This is a genomic window from Trichocoleus sp. ST-U2, from assembly GCF_039961875.1.
GTDB lineage: Bacteria > Cyanobacteriota > Cyanobacteriia > Cyanobacteriales > FACHB-T130 > FACHB-T130.
Map to the genome: position 1 here is coordinate 23,106 of NZ_JAMPJY010000043.1, position 11,885 is coordinate 34,990.

General features: G+C 46.2%; 10 protein-coding genes. 6 read left to right on the top strand and 4 right to left on the bottom strand.

Annotation, left to right across the window (positions count from 1 at the left end; translation table 11 throughout):
- Window positions 1-69 precede the first annotated feature (69 nt).
- Window positions 70-546: an SRPBCC family protein gene (locus tag NC996_RS22360; RefSeq protein ID WP_190688726.1), complete on the top strand. Its 477-nt coding sequence runs from the start codon at window positions 70-72 to the stop codon at window positions 544-546.
- Window positions 536-796, top strand: coding sequence for a hypothetical protein (locus NC996_RS22365; protein ID WP_190688729.1), 261 nt, complete (start codon window positions 536-538; stop codon window positions 794-796). Before NC996_RS22360 ends, NC996_RS22365 begins: the two co-directional genes overlap by 11 nt.
- 156 nt (window positions 797-952) lie before the next feature.
- Here the strand turns inward: NC996_RS22365 and NC996_RS22370 are convergent, their stop codons facing one another.
- The 3 genes from NC996_RS22370 to NC996_RS22380 form a co-directional block, all read right to left on the bottom strand.
- Window positions 953-2,971, bottom strand: coding sequence for a family 10 glycosylhydrolase (locus NC996_RS22370; RefSeq protein WP_190688733.1), 2,019 nt, complete (start codon window positions 2,969-2,971; stop codon window positions 953-955).
- A 103-nt stretch (window positions 2,972-3,074) separates the two neighbouring features.
- On the bottom strand, window positions 3,075-3,614 hold the full coding sequence (locus NC996_RS22375) for a hypothetical protein (RefSeq protein ID WP_190688736.1): 540 nt from the start codon (window positions 3,612-3,614) through the stop codon (window positions 3,075-3,077).
- Window positions 3,615-3,684: 70 nt separating this feature from the next.
- A complete protein-coding gene (locus NC996_RS22380) occupies window positions 3,685-4,671 on the bottom strand; it encodes a threo-3-hydroxy-L-aspartate ammonia-lyase (protein WP_190688739.1) in 987 nt (328 codons plus the stop codon).
- Window positions 4,672-5,296: 625 nt separating this feature from the next.
- Here NC996_RS22380 and NC996_RS22385 point away from each other — a divergent pair.
- The 4 genes from NC996_RS22385 to NC996_RS22400 all read left to right on the top strand — a co-directional run bounded on the left by NC996_RS22385 (window position 5,297) and on the right by NC996_RS22400 (window position 11,225).
- Window positions 5,297-7,168, top strand: a complete 1,872-nt coding sequence (locus tag NC996_RS22385; RefSeq protein ID WP_190688743.1) for an NAD(P)H-quinone oxidoreductase subunit F — start codon at window positions 5,297-5,299, stop codon at window positions 7,166-7,168.
- A gap of 159 nt (window positions 7,169-7,327) precedes the next feature.
- On the top strand, window positions 7,328-8,041 hold the full coding sequence (locus tag NC996_RS22390; protein ID WP_190426520.1) for a carbonic anhydrase: 714 nt from the start codon (window positions 7,328-7,330) through the stop codon (window positions 8,039-8,041).
- Between the two features lie 199 nt (window positions 8,042-8,240).
- Window positions 8,241-9,752: an NADH-quinone oxidoreductase subunit M gene (locus NC996_RS22395; protein ID WP_190523790.1), complete on the top strand. Its 1,512-nt coding sequence runs from the start codon at window positions 8,241-8,243 to the stop codon at window positions 9,750-9,752.
- 171 nt (window positions 9,753-9,923) lie between these two features.
- Complete coding sequence (locus NC996_RS22400; protein ID WP_190688746.1) at window positions 9,924-11,225, top strand: CO2 hydration protein; 1,302 nt, start codon at window positions 9,924-9,926, stop codon at window positions 11,223-11,225.
- Window positions 11,226-11,373: 148 nt separating this feature from the next.
- On the opposite strand, the gene NC996_RS22405 is transcribed toward NC996_RS22400, so the two are convergent.
- Window positions 11,374-11,775: a fasciclin domain-containing protein gene (locus NC996_RS22405; RefSeq protein ID WP_190411546.1), complete on the bottom strand. Its 402-nt coding sequence runs from the start codon at window positions 11,773-11,775 to the stop codon at window positions 11,374-11,376.
- Window positions 11,776-11,885 lie beyond the last annotated feature (110 nt).

Here is an 11,885-nt window from a genome sequence, read left to right on the forward strand (position 1 = left end):
GCAGATTCCGAAGCGTCAATTGCGAAAAAAAATTTACCAACGAGCAAATGACTTGGGTGGTGAAGAGAATTGGAACACTTTGAGGTTAGCGAAACCGTCTCCCTCCCCATAGAAACCGTCTGGGAAGCTCACGAGGATGTACATCTGCTAGAACGCATCTCTCCACCGTTTCCAGTCGTCAGGGTATTGGATTCAAACATTATTTGTGGTTTAGGGACGCGCTTTACAATCCGAGTAGAACTTTTCGAGCAGATAGGAATCGACTGGCAAGTGCAAATTACTCGCTGGGAACCTCCGAGAAGATTTATTGATAAACAATTGCGCGGCCCGTTCCAATTCTGGGAACATATCCATCAGTTCATTCCCATTTCTGACACAGAGACACGCCTAGTTGATGTCATTAATTTTGAACTGAACCCGTTTCTGGACAGTACCGCAATCCGCTGGGGTTTAGAGACAATGTTTCAGATGCGGATGAACAACCTCAAACAAACGTTGTTAAACGAAAATTTTCGGACAAATTTGAAGAACTCTGATGAAAGATAAACTCCTCAATTGGCTCAATCTGATTTTAGTCGCGGATGTGTTCCTGGTCTTCCTCAGTTTTGGGTGGCTAGCGATCGCTGTTGTCGGTCACTCAGTCGGCATTCCCCTCGGTCTTGATTTATGGTACAAGCTCTGGCAACCCTTGTTTACCCCAGCGCTTGGGGTTCTCATGGGAGGGGCAATCTTGAGTGGGATAATCAGCCAAATTTCCAAGCGCCTGAACTCTAAAACCGAGTCTTTAGACTTATAAGGACTGGAAACACAAACTTATTGAGTTGGGTGGTTTAAAACACCCCGGATTAACCACAAAGGCACTAAGGAAACACAAAGTTACTTCCCTGTTATTTCTCTTAGTGTCTTTATGGTTCAAAAAAGTGCTTTCCACGGATACCTAGACGGTGACAAGTTAGACGATGACGACGACTCCCCCACTTTCATTTGCCATCTTATCTACCGCGCACACAGCATAAGTTCCCGGCTCAACTGTGGCAAACGTTGTCTCTCTTGAAAGGATTCTTTGCAGCGTCCAAGTTGTGCCAGTTTGCTTATAAAGCGTCCAGGAACGAATATCGGGAGTGCTAGCAAGATTCCATGTCAGCTTGCCATTTCTCAACCCCAGTGCTGTTGGGGGCGGGGGTGGTGTCGTATCTCGCCAGGGCATCGGGGGTGCTAGTGCGGGTTTGGTATAAGTCGAGGTTTTGAATTTCTCATAGATGCCCTGACGATTTTCAACGAAGGCTTCCATACTGAAAAAGATATTCCCCACAGACAAATTCCCGCTCAAGTTGCGAGTAATGTCAACTTGCTTTTCTATCTCCGCAAGCGTCCAAGCCTTGCCATCCAACTGTCCTAAATTATTACCGGCGTAAATATGTCGATCTTTAGGGTTATTCTCCGTCCACCACTTCAGCAATACGGGATAACTTTGTGCGGTTTGGTCGATGCGCCAGTAGAGTTGCGGGGCGAGATAATCAACCCAGCCTTGCTCTAGCCATTTTTTGGAATCGGCATAAAGTACGCTGTAGGCATCTAGTCCCCGAATTTGAGATGGTTGTCCGGGACGATAAATGCCAAAAGGACTAATGCCAAACTTGACGTGTGGCTTGGTTGCCTGAATTCCCCGCGATAGGCGCTGAACCATTTGATTTACATTGTCCCGCCGCCACTCACCTAAAGAAAGTTTCCCGCCAGCCGCCGTATAAGCGGCGTAGGTTTTATTGTCGGGAAAAGATTTGCCTTCGATGGGATAGGGATAGAAATAGTCATCCAAATGGATGCCATCTACGTCATAGCGACGCACCACATCGAGAATGACATTGTATGCCCTGTCCTGAACCACTTTCAATCCGGGGTCCATCCACATCTGATTACCCCATACATAAACTGCTTCGGGGTTAGTGACGGCGATGTGAGGACGGACTGGCGGGGAATTGTTGATAGAGACTCTGGCGCGGTAAGGGTTGAACCAAGCATGAAGTTCAATATTGCGCTTGTGGCATTGGGCGATCGCATACTCCAGCGGATCGTAAAATGGCTCTGGTGCTTTTCCCTGGCTTCCGGTCAGCCAATAACTCCAAGGTTCTAATTGCGAAGCATAAAAAGCATCCCCTTCCGGTCGTACTTGCAAGACTAGCGCATTCATTTTCATCGCTAGCATCCGGTCAAGGATACCGATAAGTTCGGCTTGCTGTTGTGCAGCCGTCAGCCCCGGTTTAGAAGGCCAATCACTGTTCCAAACCGTTGTCACCCAGGCACCCCGAAACTCCCGCTGATGATTGACTTTGACAGTTTGAGGCTGACTGGGTGGAATGGTTTTTGGAGGCACTACGAGGTAGGGAGATTCAATCCGAGGCGCTTCGTCTAGATACACTAAAGCTTGATAAATAAAAGCTGCAACATCGCCACGAGTTGCTGCCAGATTGGGATTGAATAATTTTAGATTCGGGTAGTTTGCTACCAGCCCTGCTTTCGTCGCGACTGCGATTTCGTCGGTGGCATAGCTAGGAATTCCAGCGGCATCTTGATATATCTGTGGCAGTGCCGTTTTTAGGTCAGATTTTACGTTCGCGGCAATTTGCAAGCCGCTGACTAGAGAAACCAAAACTTGCGTTCGGGTAATCCTGTCTGCTGGACGGAAGCGGTTATCGGGAAAACCACTAATAAATAGTGCTTCGTAAGCTTTTTGAATGGCACTCGCCGCCCAGTAAGTAGAAGGAACATCAATAAAGGGGATATACGGTCGTTTTGCCGGTCTGGAAAATGCTGTACTGATGAGGGCTGCAAATTCAGTGCGGGTGATGGATTGATTTGGGCGAAAAGTCCCATCGGGAAACCCGTTAATAATGCGACGCTGAGCTAAAGCTTGAATGAATAAGCGTGCCCAATGACTTTGAATATCAGAAAACTGAGTAGGGGAATTTACCATAGTTGTTGGTAATTGGTAATTGGTAATTGGTAATTGGTAATTGGTAATTGGTAATTGGTCACTAGCAACAGACCAAGGATTCAGGACTACTGGCGATTAACCATTACCGCTTGATAAGTTGTTCCAATGCCTCAGAGAGAACCTGCCGTTGTTCGGAATCGTAACCACGGCGTTCTAAAAATGCTTTGTAGCTACCTTCGCCAGTGACGGCACTTTCCAATAACTTTTGAGACACTTCGTAGACAGAAGGAAGTTCCACCTGTTCGATAATTCGAGTGGTACGCGATCGCACTCTTTGGGATGATTGTGCCATCTCTTCGTTACCATTGCGATGATGGGCAACTGCCATCACCGCAGACATGGCTACATTTTTGACTAATAATTCGGAAACGGTGTCTGGATTTGCCTGCAATGCCCGTATAACAGCAGCAGAGGGATTATCTGCGATTGTCCCCTCTGATGTCAGGTAGGTGACGAAAAAGCCTCTCGCACCATTTTCAGTTTTCACTAATTCTGCAATGGCTGTTTCTATTTCTGCTTCGGATAATTCCCCCGCTTGCATCTGGGAAAGCAAAGATTGAGTCAGCGCGATCGCACTCTCAAAGCTTACTTTTTCTGGAACTGTAAACGCAGATCCACTCATGATTGTGCCTGAAAATCGTTCTCATGCGATGATAGCCAATTTAGAGTTGTACCAGGTTAAGCGATCGCATTCACAATTTACAGATTTGCCGAATATCTACATTCCCCCCGGTGATAATCACACCAATTCGGGCACCCGGTTCTTTCACGACTCCCGACAGCAAAGCGGCGGCGGCTAAGGCACCCGTCGGTTCCACTACGATTTTCAGACGTTCCCACAAGAAAAACATCGTGGTGCGGATGGCTTCTTCCGATACCGTCACCATATCATCGACGTAGTGCAATACGAGTGGGAAGGTAATGTTTCCCAGGCAAGGAGTGCGTGCCCCATCAGCAATCGTGTCAGGATTGTTCGTAGTATGCAGCGTTTTACTGTGAAAAGAGCGTGTCGCATCGTCGGCGCGTTCTGGTTCTACCCCAATCACTCGGCAATTCAGTGAAAGGGTTTTGGCAGCGAGGGCGCATCCTGATAGTAAACCACCGCCTCCGCAGCAAACTAGAAGTAAATCGAGGGAACCGACTTCTTGAAAGAGTTCTAAAGCAGATGTACCTTGTCCGGCGATGACATGAGGATGATCGTAAGGGGGAATTAAAGTTAAACCGCGCCGATCTACCAGACTTTGCGCCAAAGCTTCCCGCGTGGTTTCCTGACGATTGTACAAAATCACCTCAGCACCATAACCGCGAGTTGCCGCTTGCTTCACGACTGGGGCATCATCCGGCATGATAATCGTGGTGTGGATGCCCAGCAATTGCCCGGAGAGTGCGATCGCTTGAGCATGATTCCCTGATGAATACGTCAGAACCCCGCGTGATGCTTGTTCCTCAGATAGCTGTGCCAGTGCATTGTAAGCACCCCGAAACTTAAACGAACCCGTGCGTTGAAAGTTTTCGCACTTAAAGAATACTTGAGCATTGGTGCGCTCGTTGACCGTTCTGGAGGTCACAACCGGCGTGCAGCGGGCAATTCCAGCCAACCGCACCGCCGCAGCTTCCACATCGGCGCTCGTAACAGGTAGGGCAGTGAAATGAATCGCAGACGGGTTGTGTTCTGCCATAACAAAATCCTATCGCCTGTAAAGATGCTTCAGGACAGTCTTCATTGGATTCGATAAACACTTTGCATCATCCAACATCCTTGCATCCCACCGATACCAATCCTAAATGGATTGTAAAACTCTCTCCCTTGTGTCTCTGGAGCGTTCTCTTTGATTCGTGAAGGCAAGATATCCAATTTCTCTCTCGAAATTGGATATCTTGCCTACAACTCAAATAGAACTGTTATAGTAGCCTAAGTAGAATTGCTTATAGATGTTTATCTATAGATGCCACATAAAGCCTTGATGGTAATTTCTAAAATACACTTAAAAATCAAAAAACTTATTTGTTAAAAAATATTTTTACCTATAGACATTTATCTATTAATACCATATGAATTCTTGATGACAACTGCTCTAGGCATAAAAACCTATGATAGCAAAGAGTTATATAAGTTTTTTTTAGATGATTTATCGCTTAATTCTCTAAATCAATTATTCCCTTTTGGTTACTTGAACCATTAAGATAAGCAGAACGCTTAAGAAATTATTAATTCGGCATTCGCCTTACTGCATAGGTTGGTTAGGGAAATTACGGGTTGGCTGAAAGCAACCCTAGCTTTGCTGCAAGTTTGGAGGGAATTCAGTGGTTCAGGCTCTCATCGATACTATTTGGTTAGTCCCTTGCTATGCCTTAATTGGTGCTATTTCCGGGCTATTATGGTCGCCCGGTGTCATCCGCCGCACAGGGCCGCGCCCCGCTGGTTACATTAACTTGCTGATGACCTTTTTGGCATTCGTTCATAGCTTAGTGACTCTGCAAGCGATTTGGAACCAGCCGTCTCAAGAAATAACGTTTACATGGCTGTCGGCAGCGGGTTTGGATTTAAATTTCCCCCTAGAAATCTCAGTAATTAACGTTGCAGCGATCGCTTTGGTAACCGGGTTAAACCTGCTAGCGCAGATATACGCGATCGGCTACATGGAGATGGACTGGGGCTGGGCACGCTTTTATGCCTTGCTGGGGCTTTTTGAGGCAGGGATGTGTGCTTTAGCTTTGTGCAACTCCTTGTTCTTTAGCTATGTAATCCTGGAAATCCTCACCTTGGGGACTTATTTGCTGGTAGGACTTTGGTTTAGCCAGCCGCTAGTGGTGACGGGGGCGCGGGATGCTTTCTTAACCAAGCGGGTTGGGGATTTAATCATGCTGATGCCAGTCATTGCCTTGTATCCCCTGGCAGGAAGTTGGAATTTTAACGATCTAGCAGAATGGGCAAAAACCGCTGATTTAGACCCTACACTAGCCGCGCTATTAGGTTTAGGTTTAATTGCTGGCCCGATGGGTAAATGCGCTCAATTTCCGTTGCATTTGTGGTTGGATGAGGCAATGGAAGGGCCGCTTCCCAGCACGATTTTGCGGAACTCGGTCGTCGTGGCAACAGGTGCCTGGGTGTTGATTAAGTTGCAACCTGTGTTAGCCCTTTCTCCGATAGTGTCGTTGGCGCTGATATCGATCGGTGGTGTGACGGCGGTTGGCGCTTCCTTGATTGCGATCGCGCAAATTGATATCAAACGCGCTTTATCCTATTCCGTCAGCGCCTACATGGGATTGGTATTTATCGCTGTAGGCACTCAACAAGATGATGCAGCTTTGTTGTTGATCTTGACTCATGCGATCGCAATGGCGCTGTTGGTAATGAGTGTTGGTGGAATTATTTGGAACAACATCACCCAAGACTTAACCCAACTCGGCGGTTTATGGTCGCGCCGTCCCATATCCGGGTTAGCCTTTCTGGTTGGGACGCTGGGGTTAATCGCTTTTCCGCCTTTAGGCAGCTTCTGGGCATTGCTGAAATTGGCAGATGGTTTGTGGGCAACTCAATCTTGGCTAGTCGGGTTATTGCTGGTGGTCAATGGTTTGACAGCCTTCAGTTTAACGAGAGTGTTTGGGCTGATTTTTGGCGGAGAACCCAAGCCAATGACTGTACGATCGCCAGAAGCATTTTGGCCTTTAACTTTCCCCATGATAGTTTTGGCCGCCTTCACCCTCCACCTCCCCTTAGTGTTACAAAGCTTGTCGCTACTGCCGAGTTGGGCAACTCTCAATAAAGATATGGCGCTGCTGTTGATTTGGTCTAGTATTTTTGGTTGCAGCCTTGGCGGGATAATTTATCTGAATAAAATGTGGAAAAAACCCGTCCAACTTCCTTGGAAACCCCTGCAAGATTTGTTGGCTTATGACTTTTACACCGCCAAAATTTACCGCGTGAGTATTGTTTTCAGCGTTGCTTTAGTTTCCCGCTTCATCTCTGCCTTTGACCGCTACTTAGTGGATGGCTTCGTTAATTTTGTCGGAGTTGCTTCCCTTTTCGGCGGACAAAGTTTGAAATACAGCACTTCCGGACAATCCCAAGCTTATGCGATGACGATAGTAATGGGAATAATTGTCTTAGGAATGCTATTATACTGGCGCTTCTTTCATGCCGCTTCACCACTCTTTGTAGCACTCGCTCAATAGGTCAAGAGTGGGCGAGCGGTGCCCTACAAAACTAACTGAAAACCCGGTTGGTTTAGAACTTTTTGTCATTAGTCCTTTTTAAATTGCAAAGGATACATAACTAATGACAAAATACAAAGAGATCAAGTCTTTAACCCTTAGGAAGGAAGCTACGAACCAATGAATTCAAAAAAGCAGAAAGGACAATTCTCCAGACGGAATTTGCTGAAATTTAGCGCAGGCGCAGTAGGAGCAGGGGTCGTAACTGCCGGACTCGGAACCAAGTTGGTTTTCCCCGACCAAGCCGTTGCAGAGAATGACATGACCCCCGATCAAGCGCTGCAAAGTTTAATGGAGGGGAATCAACGGTTTATTACCAGAAAAACTAAAAATATCAACCGAGATTTTCAACGTTTGACCGCCGTTGCGAAAACTCAGAAGCCATTTGCGGCGATTCTCAGTTGCGCGGATTCGCGGGTTCCTTCTGAGATTATCTTTGACCGGGGATTTGGAGATTTGTTTGTATGCCGCGTGGCAGGAAATATCGCAACTCCGGAGGAAACCGGGAGCCTAGAATTTGGGGGTTTAATATTAGGAACCAAGGTAATCATGGTCATGGGGCACAAAAGATGTGGGGCGGTAGATGCCACCATTAAAGGTGCCCAAGTACCCGGTCAAATTGGTAGCTTAATTGAGGCAATAAAACCTGGTGTAGAAAATTCAAAAGGCAAACCCGGCGATCGGCTAGAGAATGCTAGCAAAGCGAATGTTTTGGTTCAAGTAGAAAAATTGAAAACCTCTCCTGTCATTTCTCAGTTAATTCAGGAAAATAAACTGAAAGTTGTAGGTGGTTATTACGATTTGGACACTGGCAAAGTCACCTTACTGAGTTAGGTAGAGCTATAGCAATCCTATTTAAGTGGTGAGATGTCTTCGATTAACGAAGCGCGATCGCGTGTTAACGGAGGGAAAAAAGAGAGAAGAATATCTCCTACATAAATTGGGATTGCTATATAGCCAAACCGCCGTTTCTATGATTCTCATTCAGCCGGTCAACAGAAATCAGCAATCAGGAATCAGCAAATAACAAACCATGCTCAGCACTTTTATTTGGCTACCCTTTTTAGGTGCCGCTCTCGTCGGATTCTTACCTAACTTATCTGCTAGTCAACTCCGTTTACTTGCATTAGCGATTATCAGTGGAATTTTATTAGAGACAGGATTTCTTTTAACCCAATTCGACCTGAACAATGCCGGGATGCAATTCTCTGAATTTATGCCCTGGATTGAAAAATTGGGATTGAATTACAGCCTTGGTGTTGATGGTTTGTCTTTACCGCTGTTGGCTTTGAATAGCCTGCTGACATGGATTGTTATTTACAGCACCTCAAAGCAGATTACTCGTCCTCAGCTTTACTATTCTTTAGTGCTGCTGGTCAATGCTGGAATTGCGGGTGCCTTCCTGTCGCAGAATTTGATGCTGTTTGTGTTGTTCTACGAACTAGAACTGATTCCGCTGTACTTGTTAATTGCCATCTGGGGCGGAACTGAAAAGCGTGGCTACGCAGCGATGAAGTTTCTCATTTATACAGCGCTTTCTGGAATTTTAATTCTGGCGGCATTTTTGGGTATAACTTGGCTGGGTAACGCTCCTAATTTTGATTACAATGCCAACATTGCTCAAGGTTTACCGTTACAAGCGCAGCTAATCCTGCTAACAATGCTGGTAGTGGGTTTCGGAATCAAAATTCCCCTAGTTCCGTTGCATACTTGGTTGCCAGATGCTTATGTCGAGGCTTCACCACCCGTAGCCATTCTTTTAGGTGGCATCCTGGCAAAGTTAGGAACCTATGGTTTAGTACGGTTTGGTTTAGGAATGTTTCCCGAAACCTGGACAATTGTGGCACCAGGGTTAGCGATTATCGGAGCGTTTAGTGCCGCTTACGGGGCGCTGAGTGCGATCGCTCAAAAAGATATCAAACGCATGGTCGCTTACAGCTCTATCGGTCACATGGGCTATGTTCTGTTAGCCGCCGCCGCTGCTACACCGCTTAGTTTACTCGGTGCCGTCATGCAAATGGTTAGTCACGGCATCATCTTAGCCATCCTTTTCCATTTGGTGGGTGTTATCGAAAGCAAAGTTGGCACCCGCGATTTAGATGTCTTGAATGGTTTGTTGAGTCCCCAACGCGGCTTACCGCTTACCACTGCTTTGCTAGTTCTAGGCGGAATGGCGAGTGCTGGTATCCCCGGTATGGTAGGCTTTATCGCTGAATTTTTAGTGCTGCAAGGTAGTTTCATCGTATTTCCAATTCCAACCCTAGTTTGTGTGGTTTGTAGCGGTTTAACGGCAGTTTATTTTGTGATCCTCATTAACCGCACCTGTTTTGGCAAACTGAACAATGCCGCAGCCTACTATCCCAAAGTTGAATGGGTTGAGCGTACCCCAGCTTTAGTTTTAGCAGCCTTAATCTTCTTCTTGGGAATCTTCCCCAATTGGCTGGTGCGTTGGAGTGAACCGACAACAGCTGCAATGGTTGCTACCATGCCCGCGACTACTACTCAGCAAGTTGCTATCCACTACCAGTCTTCAGTTCAGCAATAGAAATTACTTTCATTCCTCTCGTTACGGCGCTCAGCCTGGAAACGAGAAACCTAAGCCCCCAGCTCCCTTAAGCGCTAGGGAAGGGGTTGGGGGACAGCTAAAAATACCGTCCTCACAACAAAATAACGACTCATTAAAAAACATTCAGCAATTCACCTAAAAGAACTAAAAATGGTACAAACTCCTCCTAAGCCTTCAACAAAATTACCTCCTTCTAATCATGAATTTGCCGAAATCATTCACCGCTTAGAAGCTGGTGGTGCCATGCTGCCAGATACGCCGGAAAATCTCATGCAAATTATCGGTATTTATAAAGCGTATGCAGTACCGATGGATTTCTACTGGCGCGACCTGCTTTATATTGCCGAGCATGTCTTTTTAAATCCCTTTCCCTTCTTTAAATACTTCCTGCCCAAGGAGTATTTAGAGTTACATAATCATTACGCTGGAGATGATGCAGATTTGCGAATCTGGCGTGGAGAAGCCACTGCTCATCCCGAACTTCTAGAGTTTATGGAGAAGGGCGAAACTTCTAAAATGCCCAAGTTATTCCATCACTTAGGGCATGACCGAATTAATATGGAATTTGCCGAAGCTTGTATGCAAGCAATGCTTTGGCACGGCAGAGATATGGGCTGGGGTAAATTCGATGCCTATCTGGATACTGATGAATATAAAGCGAATGCAGATAGAGCAATTAAGGCTTACTTCAAAGGCAATCCGGCGATGCTGGGATTGTATAAACTGTTCCCTGATATGTTCTTAGAACAGGTGCGCCAACTGTCTTACTACAGTAATTTAGGCTTGTTCTGGGAAGTGATGGCTCCAGTTTTCTTTGAGATGTCCGACCTCTACGATGAGGGGAAAATTACCAGTGTGCCGGAAGCGATGAATTTTCTGGTAAATGGAATTTTTGCGATCGCGGGTCGTCCAATTTATCATCACGTTTACATTCGGGGTGAAAAGTATGAAATTATCCCCAAATCTTGCGGTTTCACATGGCTGTACGAAGCAGCATTACCGTATGTGGAAGCTGTGTTCTACCGCACGGCTCCCTTCCGGGGTACAAAATCTTACAATGCTCAGGCAAAGCAAGTTCCGGAAAATCAGAAAGATTTCCACTATGGAATTCTCTATGCTGATGTATTTCCGGTGGGAACTGCTGGCATTCCGCCGACATTGTTAATGCAGGATATGCTGCATTTCCTCCCACCCTATCTCGTGGATTACTATCGCCAACACTGCCGCGGTGAAGATGATATGTTAATCCAATTAGGGATTACTTTCCAACGCTCGATGTACTGCGTTACTTCTGCTGTTATCCAAGCATTGCGGACGGCACTTCTCTATCCTTTAGATGACTCCAATCCGAAGCATTTACAAGCAAATCGGGAGTTTTTTGAAGCTCAGATGGATCGCTTTAAGCGTCCTGAAGCTCGTTTGCGGGATATTCAGCAGTCGGATTATCGATAGGAGATCCCCCAACCCCCGCGCTAACGTGCCGCTTCGCTAGAAAAAAGGCGGGCTTTTAAAAGGAGCGATCGCACTCCGATTCCTTGATTCCTCCAACACACCTCAAATAGGGTTTTTAAAAAGGGAGCGATCGCTCCCTTTTTTTTATTTAACCCATTAAAATTACCGTGTCGATAACGTGAATCACGCCGTTATCCGCTTCGATATCTGGTGCGAGAACTGTAGCATTTTTCACCTCAAAACCATCAGAACAATCAATTCTGATAGGTGAACCTTCAACTGAGGTGACAGAACTTACTTTCTCTAAATCGGCTTTCATTAACTTGCCAGGAACGACATGATAGGTGAGAATTCGGGCAAGCTGGGGAATATTTTGCACCAAGGTTTGAATCGTTCCGGGTGGAAGTTTGGCAAAGGCATCATCATTCGGTGCAAAGACAGTAAAAGGGCCAGGACTTTTCAGCGTGTCCACCAACCCTGCCGCTTGGACAGCAGTTACTAAAGTTTTGAAAGAACCCGCACCAACGGCAATATCAACAATGTCAGCCATCTGTTCTCACTTAATAGATTGTATGGAAAAGCTCTGATAACAGTGTAGGGTGAGCCTTGCCAATATTATTGGATTGGCTATTTGCGATCGCTTTAAATCTTTAATGTTCG